The following is a 19,393-nucleotide window of genomic DNA, read 5'->3' as shown; positions in this document are numbered from 1 at the left end:
ACCTCATAAGTACTTCTTGAAGCTGCCTGCGGTCAGGCTGACTGCCATCCCCAGCAACGCCGCGCTGGGCAGCAGGATGACCAGAGGATGCACCGCTATGGGCAGTGCGAGATAGGTGACCCAAGGCAGCACGGCCAACGGCATCAGGCTGGCCTTCGCGCGGTGGTAGATGAAGCCGGATTCGCGGCCCGCGCCGAACCGGCGCACATCCCGTCGCACCAGGCCGTCGATCAGGCCGACGAATGCTGCAGTGAGGATCAGCGGCAGCGTGAGTACCAGGACCAGCAGGCGCACCAGGAAGGTGAGCGTCGTGAAGGCCGCAGCGATCAGGTAGCTTTCGGCCCAGACATAGACTTGGCTGATGTAGTAGCGGAAGTTGCGGCTCTGCCCGTGGCTGGCCGCGCGGGCGCGCTCGGCGGTCTGGCTCATGCGCTCCAGCAACCCCGAGCGCACGAACACCCACTCGTACCCGGTATCCACCAGCTCGTGCGCCGTGCGCCCGGGCTCCTGCACCACCACGCTGCGCGTGAAGTGGTTGGACAGGTGCCCGAGTTCGTACTGCAGCATCTGCTGGGAGTGGCGCCAGCCCTGGTCCTTCCAGAACAGGTGCATGCCGACGCACTCCACCACGATCGAGAACAGCAGCGAGCCGATGAGCACCCCGAGCAGCCGGAACGGCAAGGTGATGGTGCCGACGATCAGCCCCTGGCGCTGGTTCTGCTCCCGCTGCGCGGTCGAGGCGGCATCCTTCATGGTGCGGCCTCGCCGGTGCTGTCGTCGGCGCCGGTGGCCACCGCGTCAGGCTCGGCTGGAGCGGCGTCATCCAGCAGGTCGTCGGGCAAGGCTGCATGCGGCAAGGCTGCGGAACTGGTGAACTCCCACCACTGCGTGGCCTCGCTGTAGCTCTGGCGCATATACCCGGCCAGTTGCTGCAAGTCCGTCGGCATCACTTCATCGGGGTCTGGCGCCGGAAGCGGCATGCGCACCTTCCAAAGCTGGCCGCCCTGCAGCAGCGCGAAGCATTGGCCCTTGGGCAGACCGACGACGTGTGACGGCTCGATCATCGGCACGCTGGCCATGCTGATGCGGTCCTGGGTGTTCGACGTGAAGTCCGTCGCGCCGCGGATGTCTGAGCTGTCCGTCGCGCCCGAGACGATGGTGGTCGTATAGACCTCGACCTTCGGCAACTGCCTCGTCAGCAGTTCCGCGGTGGCCGTCTCGCGCACGCGCAACATGAATAAATTGTTGAAATTCCCGATCACTTGGCCGGCCTTCGCGCGGTTGCCGATGCGGGCCTCGATGTCCGAAAGCGTTTGCGTGTAGGCGGTGACTTGCAGGCCCGCGCCACCGCCCTTGTTGATGAGCGGAATGAACTCGTCACCCATCAATTCATTGAACTCGTCCGCATGCACGTTGATCGGCACGCGCGCACCAGCCGATGCGCCCGGCAGGCCATCGTCGATTCCGTGCTTGTAGATGTGCCCAGCCACCGAGACGAGATCGCTGAACATCGAGTTGCCGACCGCTGCGGCGACCTCCGCATCGGACAGCGCGTCCAAGCCGACATAGACGACGGCGCGCTTCCTGATCACCTGCATCCAGTCGAAGATCGGGCGCGGGTCGGCCAGGTCGGAGTAGTTCGGCGCCAGGAGCTGGGCGATCTTGCCGCTCGTGAGCTTTTCCAGCAGCGGCAGCAGCGATGCAACGATCTTGTCGAAGTAGGTCTTGTCGTAGCGCACCGCCGAGCGCAGGCCATCGAGCACAGGGTCGTAGTTGCGCGCCTGGGAGAGGTATTGCTCCAGCGCCACCACACGCTTCTCGCGCCCGATCATGTTCCTTGGGATGTTCTTCTCGTTGAGCTTGGCCTCGATCTGGACGATCACCTCCCAGGCCTTGGGCTCCGTCTTGGCAAAGTAGTGCTGGGCGTACTCAATGAACAGCGCGTCGATGTTGATGACGTGGCGCTGGATCAGCATGTAGTCCGGGCGCTGCCCCAGTTCCACCAGGGCGCGGGCGATGATGTTCACGAAGCGCCATGCGAACTCGCGGAACGCCGCGCTGTTGCCTTCGCCGGAGAGCTGCCCCGCGATGCGTGTCGCCACTTCCGAGATCCGACCGAAGCGGCCCACGGCGTTGTAGCGGGCGCTGATTTCCGGCCAGCCCAAGTGGAAGATGTAGAACTCGCCTTCGCGGCCAGCGCGCTGGGCTTCGACGTACATCCGTTTCAAGAGATCGGCATCCCCCTTGGGGTCGATGACGATGACGACCTCATGCTCGCCGGCAGCATTCCTGCGACGGATGTCCTGCGTGACGAACAACTCGGCCAGGCGCGTCTTGCCCACCCGCGTGGTGCCCAGCACCAGCGAGTGCCCGACGCGCTCGCCCAGCGGCAGGCTGACGTCCACTTCGTCGGGCTCGATGCCGTGCAGCCTTGGCAGGCCGCCGACAGGCGGCAACGGGCGCACGGGGTTGAAAGGCGCGTCCCAGCCGGTGAGCTTCGGCAGGCGCGAGAGCGGCAATGGCGCGAACTCCAGCCGTTCCTCCAGGCGCCTGGTCAGCCGGTAGGCCGGCGTCGGCTCGACGTAGCGGCGGAACTCGGGCCGGTACGTCTGCATCAGCCGATGCGTGTGCTTCTGCTCCCAGAGAAAGCCGCGCCCCACGAATAGGCGCTGCTGGCTGACCGGCACGTCCTTGCTGGTCATCACGTAACGCGGCAGACGGCGGATGTTGCGCCGGTAGCGCAGGATGATGCGGGCATCGCGGTAGCGGATCGCGCCGTAGGCGCCGAACGCCAAGGCGCTGCCGATGCCCATGGCCGGGCTCAGCGCGAGCGACCATGGGGCCACCAGGCACAGAAACGCGGCGCCTGCACACGCCGCGACGGTGTATAGCTCCACCGCTGGGCGTAGCAGAACCTCGACCGGCTGTTTGCCCGACATGGCTTCATTGCTCGATGCCGGTGGCCGTGATCAGCGCCGGGTAGTGCCGCAGGCCCAGGCGATCGGCCAGGTCGTCGCCGGCCACGGGCGCGAGCGGCACGCCCGGCACCAGGGCGCGCAGCCGCGCCAGGCCCTGCGCGGTCTCGACGTTGACGACCAGGCCGACCGCGCCACGTTCGCGCAAAGCGGCGGCGCGGCGCTGCAACCAGGCCCGGGAAGCCTCGTCGTCGCCGATGACCACGAACGGCCGCAGGCCGGGCGCTTCGATCACCCGTCGCGCGACGGTGCCGGGCGTGAGCTTGGCGCTGCGCACCGGCAGCATCGCGGCTTCGTCCGCCCGTGTGGCAGGAACCTGGGGCGTCGGGATGGACGGCCGCGCCGGTGCGTTGGCGCGCGGCTGGAGATTCAGGGCTTCGTAGTACGGCAATGCCGACGTGCCGCCACGGTCCTCGACAACGATCAGTGGCTCGCCGGCACGCGAGGCCAGCGGCAGGCCTGACAGCAGCATGAGTAGGCCCGTGAACGCGAGATGGGCGGGATGGGGTTTCGTCATGGGGAGGTCTCCTGGCGCGCCGCGAGGACCGCGGCGGCTGGTCGCGTGCCCTGCACGCGGGCAAGGTGGCGCGACACGCTGCGCCGATAGCGGGCGGCGGGCTCGCCGCCTGCGGGGCGGTGGTAGCGGCCGATCGCCAGCAGCCAGTCCTCGCCGGGGGTGTGCTGCTCCTTCAGGATCTCGGCGGCAACGGCCAGGTTGCGATACGGATCCAGCAGGTCGCACGCGCCGGTAAAGCGGTGCTTGTGGTAGCCGAGGTTGATCTGGCCCAGGCCCGCATCAATGCGCGTGTGCGGCGTGGCGCGCATCGCCTGCTGCAGGCCAGCGCAGGCGTCGGCGCGCGTGGCGAAGCGGCGCGACTGGCCGGCGACGTTGAGGGACCACGGCCACGGCACCAGGCGCCCGTTGCGCCGGATGCCGCTCTCCTGCAAGGCCACGGCGTAGAGCACGGTCGAGGGGATGCCTGCGCGCTGGGCGGCAAGCTGGTAAGCCGGTGGCGGAACCTCCTGGGCCAGGGCGGCAACGGCATACAGGCCGGCAGTGAGCACCAGTGCGCGCAGGGGCATGGCTACGGCTGGCGCTGCCATTGGCCGTTCACTTCGCGCACGGCGGCGGGCAGATCGCCGGGCAGGCCCAGTGACAGCCAGCGGCCGCCGTCGTGGTTGAGCGTGATGCTGCCGGCGCGCACGCGCGCCGGGTCGATCTGCGCGCGCTTGGCCCAGTCGCGGATGCGCGCGTCATCCTGGCGGCTGCCCACCATGTACAGGTCGAACTCCGCGCCCGAGGATTGCAGGCGCTGCACGAGCTGTCCGCAGGCTGCGCAGCCGTCCTTGACGAACACCGCCATGCGGCCGCTGCCGCGCAAGGGACTGCTGGATGGGCCGGCGCCCGGCTTGTCGTCGGGCAGGTTCACGCGCTGCATCCCCGGATTCAGGCGCTGCCAGGCCTCGTCGTAGGCGCGCTGGTAGGCGAGCAGCTTCTCGACGCGGCGCGCTTCCACCTGCACCTGCAGTTCCGCATAGCGGCGCCGTTCTTCGTCCGTGCGAGCTTCGATGCCCAGGGCGGACAGCGGGTCCAGGTTGGGCGAGTAGATACCCAGCGGCCCATCCATCAGCTCGCGGTAGCGTGCCCATTCTTGTGGCTGCAAGCCCCATTCGGTTGCCACCCGGTCGTCCAGCACGCGGGCGGCCAGCGGGCGCTCCTGGCTCTGTGCGTTGCGCGCCGAGGTCGTTGCGGGCTGCTGCGCCCAGGCGGGCCATTGCGACGACGCCACCAGGACCGCGAAAAGGAGGATCGACGGCTTCATGGGGTGCTCCGGTCAGGGAATCGCCACGCGGCGGGTCTGGTTGCCGGCCTGGAACACTGCGGTGTTGCCCTCGATCGCCTGCAGGCGCCACGGGCCGACCGCATCCCCGGGCAGCAGCACCTGAAGTTGGGCGGGCGTGAAGTCCCCGATGCTCGGCGCGACGGACACGCTGCGCTGGCCGGCGCGCAGTTCGGCGCCGACGACGCGGAATGGCAGCGGCGGCAGCTCGGTCTTGGAGGCGGCGGACGTGCGCGATGCGCGCCGCTGGGCGGGTGCGGTGGCACGCGCGGCGGCTTGGCGCGCCTTGATCTGCTCGACCTCCGCGCGCAGCGCCTGGAGGTCGTCGGCCGCTGCGTAGCCACTGAGAGATTTCTCGACCTGGGCCGCGCGTGCTTCCAGAATCTGGCGGGTGTCTTTGAGGTCAGCGTCCGTCGCGACGGCCGGGCGCTGCTGGATGGCCTCGATCGTCTCGGCCAAGCCAGTTGCCTGCGCTTCCAGGCGTTGCAGGCGGGAATCCAGCCGCTCCTGGTCGGCCTGGTCGCTGAGGGCCTGGTAGCCCAGGGCCGCCAAGACGCTGAGGAAGATCAACCAGAGCCACATCAGGCTCTGCACCACCACGGCGGCGGTCGATCGCTGGGCAGGTTGCGGGGCGTTCATGGCTGGCCTCCCGAAACCATGGGTGCCAGCGGGAACGTCTGCACCGCCTCGGTGGCGGGTGGCTCGGATGGGGACTCGGCGACCGCGCGATCGCCGGGCCGCTCGAAGCAGATTTGCCGTGCGCGGTCATCCGCGTGCAGTTCCCAGGCCGGGCCAGCCAGCGTGAGCAGCGCATCGCGCAAGGTCATGGGGCCGAGGTGCAGGTGTACCGCCGGCAACGGCAGCGCGTACAGCTCGATCACGGCATGCGCGGTCTGGCACAGGCCATAGCCGCTGCGTTTGAGCACGTGCCGAAGCCCATCCCCGACCGTGGCGCGGGCATCCTCGGGCATGGACACGTCGATGGTCTGCAACAACAGGTCGCGCTGCGCCGCCATGGGTGCCAGTTCGACCAGTGTGTAGCGGGCGTAGCGCACGACCGGGATGTACTCGGAAGCCTCGGGTTCAGGCGCGGCCAAGACTTCCGCGATGGTGTCGGGCGCGACCGGCGCAGTCGTCGTCGCGCAGCCACCGGCCAGCACCGACCACAGCAGGCCGAGAAATCCCGCCAGAAGGCGGCGTTCGGGATAGTGAAACCACGGTGGAGAGGGGCACATAGCTCGGCGTCCTGAAACATCCAGCCCTCACCATCGCCGCTCAGGCCGCGAGCGGCAGCAAACAATGCGAACCAGGCAGCGTCCGATTTACCGGGAGCGGCAAAAAAAACGGCCCCGAAGGGCCGTAAGTGGAACGTGTCATGCGGCGACAAGCTGCCGGGCCAGTGCGACCTCGACGGAATCACCGTCCTGGTTCAGGACATCGAGCCCGGATTCGGGCACGTCGCCCGAGGTGGACTGCGAGACCATGATCTTCTTGGCCATCAGCTCCAGGCAGGTCATCTGCGAGGAACCGGCGTAGCCGAGGTAGATCACACGCACGGGCTGCTTCTGCCCGATGCGCCAGGAGCGGCGTGCCGCCTGCTGGAGCGAGTACACGTTGTAGCCCGACTGCATGAACACGATCGTCGGGAACTCCAACAGGTCCAGCCCCGTCTTGACCAACTCGGGGTTGGTGATGAGCACGTCGATGCCACGGTCCAGTTGCTCGGCGATCCAGTCTTCGCGGCGGCTGGCATCCACGCTCGCGCGCAGCACCGCCACCTTGAAGCCTTCCTGCTCCAGCAACACCTTCAGGCGCGACGTGGTGTCGCGCGTGCCGGTATAGACCGTGTAGGCCAGGACCTTGCGGCCCTGCGCCTTCTCCTCTTTGCAGATGTCGATCAGCTCACGCTCCTTGGGGCTGATCTCGAACTCGTTGAACTGAGCCGGGACAAACGCCAAGGTGTTGCGCGTGCGCGGATGCACCACGGTCTCCGACCGGAAGCAGCAATCCGGCCAGGCCAGCAGCACGTTGAGGACCACACCCAGCAAGGTCGTATCGCGTCGCGCCAGAGCCTGTTTCAGCTCCGCGGTCAGCCGACCCGCCAGATCGCGGTAGGCCGCGGCTTGCGCCGTGTCCATCGCGACTTCACGGAACTCCTCGTCATACGGCGGCAGGACGTTGCCACCGATGTCCTTGAGCTTGAGAAAGATCGTGAACGGCAGGATGCAGCGCAGCACGCCCTTGGGGCCAAACCCCGGGGCCTTGACCGTGCGCACCGATACCTTGGTGCCCTTGGCCGTCTTGTGCGCCGTGCCGGTGCTCTCGGAGTAGATGTCCTTCAACACCCCGTGATCGCGCATGAACGCCATCGCAGCCGAGGTCATGCTGCCGCTCGTGGTCGGGCGGTAGCCGTCTTCGATCATCCGCCCCGGAAGGGCTCGGAACAGCAGGTGGAACAGGTCGTCCCCGTAGCCGCCCATCAACGTGCCGGTCAGCAGCAAGGTCTTGCGAGCCTTCGCCGCCAGCACGCCCATGGCCTGGCCCTGGGCACTGCCCCCGTTCTTGTACTCATGTGCCTCATCGGCGATGAGCAGGTCGAACGTGCCTTGCGGCAGGTAGCGTTTGATGAACTCGGACGGCTGATAGCCGCCCTCGCCAAAGCCGAACTCCATGTTGGCCATCGCACGTTCCATGCGCGTGGCCTGACGGTCGGAAAACACCAGCTCGCCGTTGCCATCCATGAGGTTGATGAACTCATGGATGTTGTCGCCGAGCATCGACGCCAGGAACCCGTCACCGAACTTTTGCATCAGCTTCTGCGCGGTGACCTCTCCGATGGTCGGTATGCGCTTTAAGGCTTTGAGCACGGCCGAGGACTGGTCGCTGCCGGACAGACTGCGCGGGCGGATCAGTGTCCACAGGGGCGCGGCGCAGTGGCCGCACTTCCTGCGGCACTCCTCGGCTTGGAGCGCGATCGGGTTGACCGGCTCGCCGTCGAGGTCGGTGATGACCGTGCCGCAGTCCGGGCAGGCCGCCACGTCGCCGTGGCGGGTGCGCCGCGTGGTGAAGACAGGCTTCCAGTGAAAGCCCATCCGCATCCTGACGCGCCCCAGGACGAAGAACTCCTGGCCCGTGGGCTGCACGCCCAACTGCTCGCGCAGCTTGATGAGCTTGACGAGCGTATCCGGCCCGTTGAGTACCCACACCTTGGCACCGGCCACCGTCTCCTGGATCTCGCGCCGCCACTTGTAAACCAGGTGGGGCGGCGACAGCACCAGAGTGCGGCGATAGCCTTCGGCGTTGAGCACGGCGGCCGTGGCAATGCCGACGGTCGTCTTGCCGCAGCCCATCTCGCCATTGACGATCGCAGCACGTTCGCCACGGTCGATCAGCAGCTCGGCGGCGGCGTGGACGACTTCGGCCTGGGCTGGGAACAGCTTGCGCTTGAGGCTGGCGACCACCAGTTGCCGGTGCGCCTGCGGTTGGCCGGTATAGACCGGCGGATTAGCGCTGTTGAGGGCGTCGAGTAGTTCGTCGCCGAACTCGCCGACAAAATCCTGAAGGCTCAGGGTCAGAGGGGAAGATTCCGCGTCGAGCAGTTCGCCCTGTACGGGCGCGGATTCAGCGGCAGTGGTTTCGAGATCGAGGGACATGGTGATGCTCCAAAGAAAAATGGGGCATGCACCACCCCCAGCGGGGCAATGGCATGCCCCGTGGTGGGAAGAGAATCGACGCGTGGCTGAGGGTGGTTGAAGGTGCTGGCCTGGGCGGCCCGCAGGTGAACCGTGCTCAGTCTTCGGACGGAAGCACGATGACGGTTGCGCAGCGCTGCGAATCGGTGACGATGCGAATGGCGAGCCCCGGATGGATCACGTAGTGCGATTCCAGCGACGCGCCCGATTGAAGCGCGCTGCTGTTCGTCTGCCATTGCTGGATGTTGACGTCGCCCCAGTCGCCACGGGTGTGGCGCCTGAAGTACGGGATCGGGTCCAGGCGACCCGCGCGGACCAGGCGGTCTACACCTCTGCTGAAGATGAGCGCCCCGATGGGGAACGCCAGCCGCTGGCAGTAGGTTTCGATGCGATGCGATGCCATGGGCTCCTCCTTGATGAGTCATTGAGCCACGACACCCCTGCCGGAGTGAAGTGGCTCCGTCAGGTGGATGAGGATGACGATGTGGGGCCTCAGATCAGGTCCCGCTCTTCGGGAAGCTGGACCACCGTGGTCTGGTGGTCCTCGCTGGTCTTGACGATCAGCGCCAGGTCCGGCGTGATCCTGAACTGCGAGATCATTAGGTTGTCCTGTTGGATCGCCACGTCGTTGGCTTGGCGTGTGGCCTCATCGATCTCGCCCCAGTCCCCGCGCACATGGCGCTGGACATAGGCCAAGGGGTCGATCAGGCCTCGCCGGGCCAGCCAATGCACCTTCTCGCTCAACTTCAACGTACTCGGTGCGAACAACGGTTGCTTGTGCGGCGCAGGCCGCTTGAACGGATTGGGGATCATGGTGTTTCTCCTTCGAGTTGGTACAGCAGGACGGCAGCGCGTCCGGTGGATCAGCGAATGGTCAACACCTCGCCCCGTGTCGCGGAGCCAGGTGTCATGTCCCACGCGCGGATGACGGGAACGAACTTGTCGGTGAGGATGCGGGTCTCGGCGATGGAGCCGTCTTCGCGTTCGGTGAACTCCCGCTGGAGCGTCTTGTCCTTGTGGGTGTCACCTTTGACGACGAGCACGCGCCCGGTCTTGGAGCGCACAACCCCCGAGATCGCACCCGCGGCCAGAGCCAGGGCGAGATGCCAGCGGGACAAGGCCCGCGCCGGTGGACGCAGCGATTGCTGCGCAGCCCCCAGGTGCGTGTCCTGCGATGGCCACAAGCCTTGCAGCCTGCCAACCTCATCGGCGAACTGCTCGGGCTCCATCGTCACGCGGAAGAAATGCTCTGGCTCGGCCGGGCTGGCGGGGACGATGTACGGCAGGAACGGCCACTCGCTCGGCAGTTCCTCGGCTTCGACTTCGCCTTGCCCTACCTGCAACAGCAGATTGCGCACGGCCTTGACGCCATCGGGCACCTGCTCGCGCTGGCGCACCCGGCGTCCGAAGATCACCACCTGCTTGAACTGCGTCTCCACCGCTCGGTAGATGCGCAGGTCCGTGTAGTGGCGCGTCAGCCAGCCGACCAACTCCGCGTCGAGCACGTAGCCGGGGACGATGAAAACCAGCACGCCGCCGTATTGCAGCAGCGAGAGCGTGCGCTGGTAGAACAGCTTTTCAAGGCGGGCACGGCCCTGGCCCTGATAGCCGATGTTGCCGTTGACGTCCTTGGACAGGTCCCCATACGGCGGGTTGAGCCAGAGCAGCCCGAAGGACTGCTTGGAGACCATCGTGTCCATCAGGTCCGCGTGCAGGCAGTGATCGACCAGGCCGCGGGCATGGCGCGCCCGCTCCGCGTCGAACTCGACGGCGAACGCCTTTGCCTGCTCGCGCCCGAGGGCATGGGCGGCTTCGGCGATCGCCACGCCTTCGCCGGCGCAGGGATCGAGGATGCACATCGGCCCGTCGCTGGGCATCAGTGCGTTGAGCGCTCTTTCGAGCGTGGGTTCGTCGGTCGGGAAATATCCGTTCTTGACGAAATTGCGGGCGAGCCGCGGGAACATGAGGGCCATGGAAGTCTCCTGGTTGGCGGGGATGAAACACGGAAGTACGCCAAGGCGTGCCTCCGAGGGTGGGTCAAGCCGCTACCGCTTCCGGCGTCCAAATCTTGGCCGGATACGGATAGGCGGTGAGCGCGTCGCTGCGGATCAGGGAGCCGAGCGCCAGGGTCAGCGCCGGCACGTCGATGGCGAGCCGATGGCCTTCCAGCGGCCCGAGGGCGAACGGAAGGCGGGCCAGCATCTCGCGGGTTTGCAGCAGTTCCAGCACGGTCTCGCGCCAGTGATCGAGCAGCGGCAACGGGCAGGTGTCCCGCACCAGCATCCACAGGCGGTCAAGCCTGTGGGCGCTGTCGCGTGGCAGCAGTGCCAATGCGCTGGCGTTGGCCTTGTCGGGCTTGACGCAGCGCCGGTCGAACAGCCACACGTTGGACAGCGAGCCGAACAGCGTCCGCCGGTACGCGCGCGTGATGCGCTTTTCCAGGCGATCGACGTTGCCGATGAATACCGGGACGCTGCCGCCCTGGTCGGTGATGACGTGGAACTGGTCCAGTCCCTGCTCGTCGCGCCCGAGGGTCAGGCGAGCGAGGAACTGCTGGACGGCGGTGTCCCGCGCCCAGATGGACAGGAAGATCAGGTTGCCCTGGTCATCGCCGACGCAGGCGTCGGCCATCACGTCCGGGCATTCGTCGATGCGGTACAGCGTGGAAGAAGTGTTTGCGGGCATGGTGGTGTCCTCGGATGAACGGGAACAGCACCGCCCGCTGGGGCAAGTACTGCCCCAGGGGGTGGAAGAAAACCGCTCAGTCCGGCTCGAACTGCCGGGTGTGCGGGTTGAAGTGAAGCGGCTCGTCCGCCGAAGTGATCGGCGTGAAGCCTTCCAGGTAGATGTTGTTGAGGTACTGGTCGCGGTAGGTCAGTGCCTGCCGTGCCTGGTCCTCGGTGAGGCCGTTGTCGATGAAGTACGCCAGCATTTCCTCGTCGGAGGACACTTCGTCGTTGGACAAACTCCCTTCAACGAGTGCCAGCAACGAGGGCGGAAGCGTTGCCAGGATCGGGTCCATGTCGGTTCCTCCTGGCTCAGGCCATCGACGCCGCGGCGGATGCCGCGGATGCCGTGGGTGTGCGCCGCCGGGCGTGGTAGGCGCGAACGCCTGCACGCCAGTCGGCGGACTGCTCCGGTGCGAGGTCCAGATAGGACAGCGGGCACGTGTAGTAGTACGGGTGCATGGACTCGTCCAAGGACTTGTAGCCCCACTGGCCGCCGCTTCGTTCAAGCAGATCGCAGCGGATGTAGCGCAGGGACTGGCCCGGTGCGAGATCACGATGCACGCCTTCGACCTTGGCGGTCACTTCGGCGACGGACCACAGCACGTTGCCGCGCAGGGTGTGAGCGATGACCTTGACGCTGGCGCGCTCGGTCTCTTGCGGTGCGATCAGTTCCGCGATCAGTTCGGACCGCGATTGGTTTGAGAAATACCAGCCCATGAGAGGCCTCCTCGAAAAGTTGAGCTGAAGGCCTCCCCGTGGGGAAGAACCCCCAGCGGGTGATGGAATGCCGCATCTGCGGCGAAGGAACCTATGCGTCGCCCTCAATCCCAGTCGTCATCGTCTCGATCACAACCGGCCGGGCAGTAGCCGAACTCGATCCCGTGCGAGCAATAGCCATGCTCCGCATTCCAGTCCTGGGTTTCCTGCCGTTCGGCAGGTGTTGCGTAGTCCCATTCCTGGGCCGCGATTTCGAGAGCCTGAGCACGTTGCTCATCCGGCAAACGATTGGCCTGTGCGTCGATCGCCGAACTGAAGAGCGTCACGTAGTGGTCGTAGGACAAGCCGCAACCGCGCTGGGCGTGTGCGGCGGCCGCTTTGCAAAGGTCCCGCCACGCGGGTTCATCCAGCGTTGAACGCGGGGTATCGCAAGCGATGGTGGACATGATGGAGACCTCCAGAAAATGGCCAGGGCCTCCCCCGCATGGGAAAGGAACCCCGGCGGGTGGATGAAGAACACCGCGCATGCGGCGTCTGCGATCACGCAGGTTTTGGTTCGGCCTGGCGGCTCCACTCCTGCGTCTTGAAGTCCAGCGCGTAGCCCAGCTCGCCCAGGCGGGCGATCTGCGCGCGCAGGGTGCGGCGGTCGATGGTCGAATCCAGTTTCACGGACTCGCCCAGCGGCCACAGCAGGCCGAAGAGCGCGGCGTCACCGTCTTCGGTGCTGCCGGGGGCAGCGGCCGTAGCAGGCGGTGGCGCATCCACGCCGAAGGGCGTGGTATCGACCAGCGGGTCCGCGGACGCCTGCACGGGTGCGGGCTTGGCGGGCCTGGACGCTTTGGTGGGCTTGGCCGGCGTTGCCGCAGGCTGCGCCCCTTGCTCTTCATCGAGCGGATCGACGTCCTGGGTGGCGAAGCTGCGGGCTTCGTCGCGGCTGAGTTTGTCGATGCCGTTGAGCGTCATGCCGTCGAGGCTGGCACGGATCTCGAACCGCATGCCGCCGCCGACCGGATAGGACTTCGGGAAGATGTACCTGATGATGAATTCCCCGTCGTACTTGCCTTCGGGGTACTGCTCCAGCTCCGGGTCTTTGACCTCGAAAGTACCGAGGTGCGTCGCGAGGCGGCCAACCGTGAACGGGCCGTTCTTGCCGCGGATGGTACGCAGCGTGAGCTGGCCGGGGACGACGATGGGCGCAACAGATTTCTCGGAAGCCGATGGGGTTGCCATGATGGTTCTCCTGATGATGAATGACGGGCCGCCGACGGCACCCGGTGGATGAGAGGAAATGGCCTCGCCCGAGGTGGGCGAGGTCCGCGTGGCATCACGCCTTGAGCTGGCGCATGCCTTCGGCCAGCAGCCACAACGCCCGGTTCAGGCGCAGGTTCTGGTCGATGCCTTGCACCGGACGGGTGCGCTGATTGCGGCCGTTGGCCGTGCGTCCGTTCAGGCCCCCTTTGACTAGGTTCTCCTGGACGCGGTTGAAGACGGCCCACAGGTCGTTCTTGCGGTCGTCCCATCGCCGAGGGGCCAGCAGTTGGCTCTCGGTGACAGGCGTGGACTTGGCCGGATCGTCGTACTTGAGTGCGAGCGCAGAGTTCGCAAAGACCTCCGCTTCGCCCTCATCGAGGGTGATGGTGCGCATCGCATCGCGCGCGTTATGCACGCGCTCGAAACCTTCGAGGACTCCGTAGGCACCTTCGATCACCTGGCTGGCCACGTCGCCCTTGTGGGGAACGCGGATGTCTGCGGTGGTGTCACCGCAAACCAGGCCGTTGTGGCAGACGAACCGGAACATGCCGGCGAGCATCTGATAGCTGCTCGTGCCGTCATGGCTGTTGAGCAGGATGATCTCGTTCGCCTCGTCGCCGTTGATCTGGCTTGCATGGCGAAGTCGGATGAGGTGCTTCGTGTACTCGCGCCGGTCTTCGTTGCGCACGCGCGTCTGACACACCATGAAGGGCTCGAAGCCCTCCTGGCGCAGCTTGGTCAGCACGGTCGAGGTCGGTATGTAGGCATACCGATCGGACCGGCTCCCATGTGGAGCGTCGGCGAAGATCGACGGAACGACGGCACGAATGCGGTCGTCCGAGAGTGGGCGATCAGAGCGCAGGATCGGGGATTGCGGAGCAAAGCGGGATACCAGAGACATGGCTGATCTCCTTTGAGAAATTCGACAACCGCGTGGCCGTGAGACCACGCGGAACTCGGGGGATGAAATGCGCAAGCACGCGTCCTGGGGACGCGGCGTACGTGGGGAGGAAAAGCGACAAGGCCCCGTGAGAGGCCGTGCCGGATCAGAACGAAGCAGCCAATGCCGGCTCCTGCTCCTGGACTTGCGCCTCGGGCTCGCGCTCGGCGGGCTCGGTGGCCGTGTCGATGGCATCGTCGGCTTCGGACGCGGATGCGTCTTCGGCCGGCGGCGCCTCGGCTTGCGCCTGGCTCGTCGGATAGACCTGGGTGCCGTCGATCTTGATGAGACCGATGTGGACCAGCGTCGATTCCAGGCTGGCGGCCGGTTCCCCGGCGTGCTCACCCTTGGTGCGGATGTACGGATCGATCTTCATGTCGTTCAGACGGAAGGCGATCAGCACCTTGCGGTCACCCTCGACGGCCTGAACGCACCGGCGAACCAGGTGCTCGGCTTCCGGGGTGGCGACGATGGTGTCGAAGTACCGATACTCCGGTTCATCGACAGGCCCGGCCAGTGCCGCGACGGTGCAAGAGAGGAACGAGTCGCCAGCTTTTGGGGTGACGTCCTTCACACGATTGAGATAGCCGATGCCGCGGGTGATCAACTCGTGCTGCTCGATCGAAGCCAGTTCGGCCCGGTCGATCAGTTCGGCCTTGAGCAGTCGCGCCTTGAGGGACGCGGCGGCCTGACCCTTCTGCTCACCCTTGTCGCGGATGTACACATCGCCCCACAGGTCACCGAGGCGAAAGCGCACCAGCGGGCGCTGCTTGGGATCGTCAACGCCGATGTAGCGCTGAACGAGCTTCTTGGCCTCGGCACCCGAGACCTTGACGTCGAAGTAGCGGTAGCTGGGGTCCCGGGCGGGGCCGACCAGCGCGGCGATGGTGCATGCCAGGAAAGGCTGCGCACGGCGGCCGCCCCGGACGGGCACTTCACGGACACGCTGGATGTAGCCGATGCCCGAGGTGTGGAGGTCGAAATACGATTTCTCGTTGGACGTGGTGTTCATGGTGAATCTCCATTGGGATGAAGCGGAGACACACCGGCCCACGCATGCGGGGAAGGTGCGTGACCCCGCGGTGGGTTGATAAGGCGAAAGCATCCGCCACCAGAGGCTGGTGGCCGCTCGCGGAAGGATGCGGTGCGAGCTGGCTCGGTCACGCAGTGGGAACTGCGCCGCAACCTCGAAGACCGATGGTTGCCTGGCATGTCGCTGACGACGTCAGCAGGCATGGGGCCAGCATGGCGGGGCCTCGCGCGCGCGGCAGCAATCAATCGGCACCCGGGCGCTTCCCTTTGTCCGCGCCACCCGGCGCCTGTCACAGGCACTTGGCGCCGCGCAGGTGCTCGGGGGTATCGGCGCGCGGACGGCCGGGACGGCTCCAGGCGCCGCCACCGCGCGCGCCGATCAGCCGCCAGCCGGCGGCGCGCAGGCTGGCGCCACCTTCGTCGGGCATGGTGTAGGTGAGCAGGCGTATGTAGCCCAGCGCCCTTGCCGCCTGCCAGGCCGCGCCGTAGAGCTTGCTGCAGGCGCTGGGTGTGCCGTCGGTGCACAGCCGCGTGACTTCCAGCGTCCAGGTGCCGCGCGACCGGGCGGCCGACAATGGCCACGCCGTGGATCAGGTCGCTGTCGCTCAGCGTGACGGCCAGGGCGAACTTCGCGCCCTGGACCGGGCGGTGGTGGCGATGGTGCGACAGAACGAATGCATTGGCCGTGCGCAGCGACACCGGTAGGAGGTGCAGCCTCGGCGAGGTCGATGGCGTGTTCATGCGGTTGTCTCCGGTGGCATGCCGGCGTTGTGGCCGGCGGGGCGTGCCTCGGCGGCTGGAGACAAACGCGCACGCGCGGCGATGGCGGCGGTGCGAACAAAAGAAGGCCCCCGATGCGGGGGCTGCGAGGCGGTTGCCGCGTCAGGCGGGAGGCACCACTGCTAAGGACAGGTGCGTGGCGGTGGCGGAAAGCACGAGATCGTCCGCCGAGTGCTGGAGGCGCGTGAACAGGCCGTCCTTCGGGTCGAAATACTCCGCGAAGTCATCGCCGCCCAGCTCGCGGCCGGCGAGGTGCCACCAGTCATCGAACGGGTCGGTGTCCGGGTTGCATCCGACGGCGTAGGCGAGCAGTGCCTGGCGCCCATCCGGGCGACGCTCCCCACGCTCGGCGAGGAAGTACACGCCCTGATCCTTGACCAGGACAATGCGGCACTGATTGGGGACGTCTCAGAAAACGGAAAAAATCGTACGCTAAGCCGGTTGCAGCGGTCGTAGCGGCCTGAACTTGCCCGCGCCGATCTTGGCGCTGCTGCGCCAGAGGTAATCGCCGGTCAGGTTGATGTGCTCCCAGCCCAGCGGCGACAGGTACTGCAACAGGGCGTCATCGACAGTCTGGCCGTGACCGCGTAAGGCGTTTGAGGCCCGTTCCAGATAGACCGTGTTCCACAACACTATGGCCGCCGTCACCAGGTTGAGGCCGCTGGCCCGGTAGCGCTGCTGCTCGAAACTGCGGTCGCGGATTTCGCCCAGCCGGTTGAAGAACACGGCGCGGGCTAGCGCGTTGCGGGCTTCGCCCTTGTTCAGTCCGGCATGCACGCGGCGGCGCAGCTCGACGCTTTGCAGCCAGTCCAGGATGAACAGCGTTCGCTCGATGCGGCCCAGCTCGCGCAGCGCCACGGCCAGGCCGTTCTGGCGCGGGTAGCTGCCGAGTTTCCTGAGCATCAGCGAGGCCGTCACCGTGCCCTGCTTGATCGAGGTGGCCAGCCGCACCTTGGCGTTGATCGCCTTGCCGGACGCCTGGAACTGCTGCTGATGCTTGTGCTTGGCAGCGTTGAACAGCTTGCCCAGGATGCGGTCGTGCAGGTCGATGATTTCGTCGGTGACGGTGGCCATGCCCTCGATGGCGAGCGCACCAGGGTCGCGTAGCGGCGCTGTGCCTCGAACTTGGCCAGATCGGCGGGCGTCATCTGGCCGCCTTCGCGGGCGATCTTGAGCAGGCGGTTCTGGTGCACCGACCGCTCGATGCCGGAAGGCAGGTCGAGCGCCTGCCAGGCTTTGAGGCGCTCGATGTGTTCGAGTATGTGGCGCGAGTTCGGCTTGACGGGCGACTGGCGCAGCCAGGCCAGCCAGGTCGTCTTGCCGTTGTCGTGGCGCTTGAGCAGATCGTCGAGGCGGTGCCGGTGGGTGGCCGACAGGGGATCGGACAAGGCCGCGTAGATGCGGCGGTTGGCGCGGCTGTAGGCGTTCATCGAACACCTCCCTTTTCCTCATCCGGCGCAACAGGACAGTTGCTTCACGTCCTTGTTGAAGGTCTGCGCCGCGAGCTTCAGTCCCTCGACCATGGTCAGGTAGGGGAACAACTGGTCGGCCAGCTCCTGCACGGTCATCCGGTGGCGGATCGCCAGCGCGGCCGTCTGGATCAGTTCGCCCGCTTCCGGCGCGACCGCCTGTACGCCGATCAGCCGCCCTGAGCCAGCTTCCGCCACCAGCTTGATGAAGCCGCGCGTGTCGAAGTTGGCGAGCGCCCTCGGCACGTTGTCGAGCGTCAGCAGCCGGCTGTCGGTCTCGATGCCGTCGTGGTGCGCTTCCGCCTCGCTGTAGCCCACGGTCGCCACCTGCGGATCGGTGAACACCACCGCCGGCATCGCCGTCAGGTCCAGCGCCGCGTCGCCGCCGGTCATGTTGATCGCGGCGCGCGTGCCGGCCGCCGCCGCCACATAGACGAACTGCGGCTGGTCGGTGCAGTCGCCGGCAGCAAAGATGTGCGGTGCGCTCGTGCGCATGGCGCGGTCGATGACGATGGCTCCCTGCGCATTGACTTCGACGCCTGCCGCTTCAAGGTTCAGGCTGCGCGTGTTCGGCGCGCGACCGGTGGCGACCAGCAGCTTGTCGGCGCGCACTTCCCCCTGCCCGGTGGTGAGCACGAATTCCCCGCCCGCATAGGCAACGTGGCTCGCCTGGGTGTGGTCCAGCACCTCGATGCCCTCGGCGCGGAAGGCGTCTGTTACGGCTTCCCCGATGGCCGGGTCTTCTCGGAAGAACAGCGTGCTGCGCGCCAGGATCGTGACCTGGCTGCCCAGCCGGGCGAAGGCTTGCGCCAACTCGACCGCCACCACGGAGGAACCAATCACGGCCAGCCGCTCGGGGAGCGAGCTGCTTTCCAGCGCCTCGGTGGAGGTCCAGTGGGGTGTGTCCGCAAGGCCCGGGATTGGCGGAAGCGCCGGGCTCGCGCCGGTGGCAATCAGGCAGCGGTCGAAGTTCACCTCGTGCGTGCCGCCGTCAGCGGTCGCCACGGTCAGCGTGCGCGTGTCCCTGAACCGGGCCTCGCCGCGCAGCACGGTGATGGCCGGAGTGCTTGCCAGGATGCCTTCGTACTTGGCATGGCGCAGCTCCTCGACGCGGCCTTGTTGCTGGGCCAGCAGCCGCTCGCGCAGTACAGCGGGCGCTGCGGCCGGCAGGCCAGCATCGAACGGGCTTTCGCGGCGCAGGTGGACGATGTGCGCGGCGCGGATCATGATCTTGGACGGCACGCAGCCGACATTGACGCAGGTGCCGCCGATGGTGCCGCGCTCGATCAGCGTGACGCGGGCGCCTTGCTCCACGGCCTTCAAGGCAGCCGCCATCGCCGCGCCGCCGCTGCCTATCACAGCCACGTGCAGCGCTTGTTCACCGCCAACATGCTTCGTTTCGCCACCGAGCCAGCCCAGCGCCTTGTCTAGCAGGCCGGCAGGCTTGTTCGGCGTGTCGGTAAGCCGTGCGCGATAGCCGAGCGTGGCCACTGCGGCAACCAGCGGGGCCACGCTCACGCCTGCATCCGCCTCGATTTCGGCCTGCCGCTGCGGATAGGACACCGAGGCCGCGCGCACGCCGGGCACGTTCGTCAAAGCCTGCTGGACGTGCTCGGCGCACGACGTGCAGGTCATGCCTTCGATGTGGAGGGTGATCGCCTCGGCCATGATTACGCCCTCACTGCTTGACGCTGGACGGGTAACCCGCGTTTGCGGTGGCCTTGGTCAAGGCGTCGGCATTGGTCTTGGCCTCGTCGAAGGTGACGACGGCCTCCCGCTTCTCGAAGCTGACTTCGGCCTTCTCGACGCCGGCGACCTTGGACAGAGCCGTCTTGACCGTGATCGGGCACGCGGCGCAGGTCATGCCGGGCACCGACAGGGTGACGGTCTTGGTGGCAGCCCAGGCGGGCGCGCTTAGAGCGGCGGCCAGGGCGATGAGGGTGGTGAGGGTGGTGAGTTTCTTCATG

General features: G+C 66.8%; 21 protein-coding genes and 2 pseudogenes. All 23 read right to left on the bottom strand.

Annotated elements, in window-relative coordinates; all coding sequences use genetic code 11:
- Positions 1-3: 3 nt before the first annotated feature.
- Complete coding sequence (locus D8767_RS21255) at positions 4-753, bottom strand: TIGR03747 family integrating conjugative element membrane protein (RefSeq protein WP_003153644.1); 750 nt, start codon at positions 751-753, stop codon at positions 4-6.
- Positions 750-2,939 (bottom strand): type IV conjugative transfer system coupling protein TraD, encoded by a 2,190-nt coding sequence (gene traD, locus D8767_RS21250; RefSeq protein ID WP_004350569.1) that lies wholly within the window; start codon positions 2,937-2,939, stop codon positions 750-752. The genes D8767_RS21255 and traD overlap by 4 nt, the downstream gene beginning before the upstream one ends.
- A 4-nt stretch (positions 2,940-2,943) precedes the next feature.
- Entirely contained in the window at positions 2,944-3,492 is a 549-nt protein-coding gene (locus tag D8767_RS21245) for an integrating conjugative element protein (protein ID WP_003109779.1), read from the bottom strand.
- Entirely contained in the window at positions 3,489-4,079 is a 591-nt protein-coding gene (locus tag D8767_RS21240) for a transglycosylase SLT domain-containing protein (RefSeq protein WP_003109780.1), read from the bottom strand. Before D8767_RS21240 ends, D8767_RS21245 begins: the two co-directional genes overlap by 4 nt.
- On the bottom strand, positions 4,061-4,798 hold the full coding sequence (locus tag D8767_RS21235) for a TIGR03759 family integrating conjugative element protein (RefSeq protein WP_003098886.1): 738 nt from the start codon (positions 4,796-4,798) through the stop codon (positions 4,061-4,063). Before D8767_RS21235 ends, D8767_RS21240 begins: the two co-directional genes overlap by 19 nt.
- Positions 4,799-4,810: 12 nt before the next feature.
- The gene (locus tag D8767_RS21230; protein ID WP_003098888.1) at positions 4,811-5,455 is read right to left on the bottom strand and encodes a hypothetical protein; all 645 of its coding nucleotides are present in this window, start codon (positions 5,453-5,455) and stop codon (positions 4,811-4,813) included.
- A complete protein-coding gene (locus tag D8767_RS21225) occupies positions 5,452-6,051 on the bottom strand; it encodes a PilL N-terminal domain-containing protein (RefSeq protein ID WP_003098890.1) in 600 nt (199 codons plus the stop codon). The genes D8767_RS21230 and D8767_RS21225 overlap by 4 nt, the downstream gene beginning before the upstream one ends.
- A gap of 138 nt (positions 6,052-6,189) precedes the next feature.
- Positions 6,190-8,469, bottom strand: a complete 2,280-nt coding sequence (locus D8767_RS21220; RefSeq protein WP_004350563.1) for a helicase-related protein — start codon at positions 8,467-8,469, stop codon at positions 6,190-6,192.
- 136 nt (positions 8,470-8,605) lie between these two features.
- Positions 8,606-8,911: a hypothetical protein gene (locus D8767_RS21215; RefSeq protein ID WP_003116817.1), complete on the bottom strand. Its 306-nt coding sequence runs from the start codon at positions 8,909-8,911 to the stop codon at positions 8,606-8,608.
- Positions 8,912-9,000: 89 nt separating this feature from the next.
- On the bottom strand, positions 9,001-9,321 hold the full coding sequence (locus D8767_RS21210; RefSeq protein ID WP_003116818.1) for a hypothetical protein: 321 nt from the start codon (positions 9,319-9,321) through the stop codon (positions 9,001-9,003).
- 50 nt (positions 9,322-9,371) lie between these two features.
- A complete protein-coding gene (locus D8767_RS21205) occupies positions 9,372-10,505 on the bottom strand; it encodes a DUF6094 domain-containing protein (RefSeq protein WP_223224654.1) in 1,134 nt (377 codons plus the stop codon).
- Positions 10,506-10,545: 40 nt separating this feature from the next.
- Positions 10,546-11,193, bottom strand: a complete 648-nt coding sequence (locus D8767_RS21200) for a hypothetical protein (RefSeq protein ID WP_003116820.1) — start codon at positions 11,191-11,193, stop codon at positions 10,546-10,548.
- A 76-nt stretch (positions 11,194-11,269) separates the two neighbouring features.
- Positions 11,270-11,530 (bottom strand): hypothetical protein, encoded by a 261-nt coding sequence (locus D8767_RS21195; protein ID WP_003090124.1) that lies wholly within the window; start codon positions 11,528-11,530, stop codon positions 11,270-11,272.
- Between the two features lie 16 nt (positions 11,531-11,546).
- Positions 11,547-11,954 (bottom strand): hypothetical protein, encoded by a 408-nt coding sequence (locus tag D8767_RS21190; protein WP_003116821.1) that lies wholly within the window; start codon positions 11,952-11,954, stop codon positions 11,547-11,549.
- Between the two features lie 104 nt (positions 11,955-12,058).
- On the bottom strand, positions 12,059-12,400 hold the full coding sequence (locus D8767_RS21185) for a hypothetical protein (RefSeq protein WP_003116822.1): 342 nt from the start codon (positions 12,398-12,400) through the stop codon (positions 12,059-12,061).
- A gap of 94 nt (positions 12,401-12,494) precedes the next feature.
- Complete coding sequence (locus D8767_RS21180) at positions 12,495-13,184, bottom strand: DUF3275 family protein (RefSeq protein ID WP_003116823.1); 690 nt, start codon at positions 13,182-13,184, stop codon at positions 12,495-12,497.
- A gap of 94 nt (positions 13,185-13,278) precedes the next feature.
- Positions 13,279-14,106 (bottom strand): DUF932 domain-containing protein, encoded by an 828-nt coding sequence (locus D8767_RS21175; protein ID WP_003116824.1) that lies wholly within the window; start codon positions 14,104-14,106, stop codon positions 13,279-13,281.
- Between the two features lie 145 nt (positions 14,107-14,251).
- Positions 14,252-15,157, bottom strand: coding sequence for a DUF3577 domain-containing protein (locus D8767_RS21170; RefSeq protein ID WP_003116825.1), 906 nt, complete (start codon positions 15,155-15,157; stop codon positions 14,252-14,254).
- Positions 15,158-15,467: 310 nt separating this feature from the next.
- Positions 15,468-15,918, bottom strand: a pseudogene (locus D8767_RS29760) (XF1762 family protein).
- Positions 15,919-16,059: 141 nt separating this feature from the next.
- Positions 16,060-16,344 carry a DUF3085 domain-containing protein gene (locus D8767_RS21160; RefSeq protein WP_031629745.1) on the bottom strand — a complete coding sequence of 95 codons (285 nt, stop codon included), beginning with the start codon at positions 16,342-16,344 and terminating at the stop codon, positions 16,060-16,062.
- 45 nt (positions 16,345-16,389) lie between these two features.
- Positions 16,390-17,396, bottom strand: a pseudogene (locus D8767_RS21155) (Tn3 family transposase); the annotation flags it as partial.
- A gap of 9 nt (positions 17,397-17,405) precedes the next feature.
- Entirely contained in the window at positions 17,406-19,094 is a 1,689-nt protein-coding gene (gene merA, locus D8767_RS21150; protein ID WP_003098932.1) for a mercury(II) reductase, read from the bottom strand.
- 10 nt (positions 19,095-19,104) lie between these two features.
- Positions 19,105-19,392, bottom strand: coding sequence for a mercury resistance system periplasmic binding protein MerP (gene merP, locus D8767_RS21145; RefSeq protein WP_003116826.1), 288 nt, complete (start codon positions 19,390-19,392; stop codon positions 19,105-19,107).
- Position 19,393 lies beyond the last annotated feature (1 nt).

It is taken from the genome of Pseudomonas sp. LTGT-11-2Z, from assembly GCF_003691445.1.
GTDB classification, from domain to species: domain Bacteria; phylum Pseudomonadota; class Gammaproteobacteria; order Pseudomonadales; family Pseudomonadaceae; genus Aquipseudomonas; species Aquipseudomonas monteilii.
Note: the sequence above shows the minus strand (reverse complement) of the source record. Positions and strands in the feature narration are given on the sequence as shown.

Excerpts from the sequence above, each read along its gene's own strand:
- D8767_RS21245 (WP_003109779.1), bottom strand. The coding sequence starts at position 3,492 with ATGACGAAACCCCATCCCGCCCATCTCGCGTTCACGGGCCTACTCATG.
- traD (WP_004350569.1), bottom strand. The coding sequence starts at position 2,939 with ATGTCGGGCAAACAGCCGGTCGAGGTTCTGCTACGCCCAGCGGTGGAG.
- D8767_RS21175 (WP_003116824.1), bottom strand. The coding sequence starts at position 14,106 with ATGTCTCTGGTATCCCGCTTTGCTCCGCAATCCCCGATCCTGCGCTCT.
- D8767_RS21195 (WP_003090124.1), bottom strand. The coding sequence starts at position 11,530 with ATGGACCCGATCCTGGCAACGCTTCCGCCCTCGTTGCTGGCACTCGTT.
- D8767_RS21225 (WP_003098890.1), bottom strand. The coding sequence starts at position 6,051 with ATGTGCCCCTCTCCACCGTGGTTTCACTATCCCGAACGCCGCCTTCTG.
- D8767_RS21210 (WP_003116818.1), bottom strand. The coding sequence starts at position 9,321 with ATGATCCCCAATCCGTTCAAGCGGCCTGCGCCGCACAAGCAACCGTTG.
- merA (WP_003098932.1), bottom strand. The coding sequence starts at position 19,094 with ATGGCCGAGGCGATCACCCTCCACATCGAAGGCATGACCTGCACGTCG.
- D8767_RS21235 (WP_003098886.1), bottom strand. The coding sequence starts at position 4,798 with ATGAAGCCGTCGATCCTCCTTTTCGCGGTCCTGGTGGCGTCGTCGCAA.
- merP (WP_003116826.1), bottom strand. The coding sequence starts at position 19,392 with ATGAAGAAACTCACCACCCTCACCACCCTCATCGCCCTGGCCGCCGCT.
- D8767_RS21180 (WP_003116823.1), bottom strand. The coding sequence starts at position 13,184 with ATGGCAACCCCATCGGCTTCCGAGAAATCTGTTGCGCCCATCGTCGTC.
- D8767_RS21240 (WP_003109780.1), bottom strand. The coding sequence starts at position 4,079 with ATGGCAGCGCCAGCCGTAGCCATGCCCCTGCGCGCACTGGTGCTCACT.
- D8767_RS21220 (WP_004350563.1), bottom strand. The coding sequence starts at position 8,469 with ATGTCCCTCGATCTCGAAACCACTGCCGCTGAATCCGCGCCCGTACAG.
- D8767_RS21255 (WP_003153644.1), bottom strand. The coding sequence starts at position 753 with ATGAAGGATGCCGCCTCGACCGCGCAGCGGGAGCAGAACCAGCGCCAG.
- D8767_RS21230 (WP_003098888.1), bottom strand. The coding sequence starts at position 5,455 with ATGAACGCCCCGCAACCTGCCCAGCGATCGACCGCCGCCGTGGTGGTG.
- D8767_RS21215 (WP_003116817.1), bottom strand. The coding sequence starts at position 8,911 with ATGGCATCGCATCGCATCGAAACCTACTGCCAGCGGCTGGCGTTCCCC.
- D8767_RS21170 (WP_003116825.1), bottom strand. The coding sequence starts at position 15,157 with ATGAACACCACGTCCAACGAGAAATCGTATTTCGACCTCCACACCTCG.
- D8767_RS21185 (WP_003116822.1), bottom strand. The coding sequence starts at position 12,400 with ATGTCCACCATCGCTTGCGATACCCCGCGTTCAACGCTGGATGAACCC.
- D8767_RS21200 (WP_003116820.1), bottom strand. The coding sequence starts at position 11,193 with ATGCCCGCAAACACTTCTTCCACGCTGTACCGCATCGACGAATGCCCG.
- D8767_RS21190 (WP_003116821.1), bottom strand. The coding sequence starts at position 11,954 with ATGGGCTGGTATTTCTCAAACCAATCGCGGTCCGAACTGATCGCGGAA.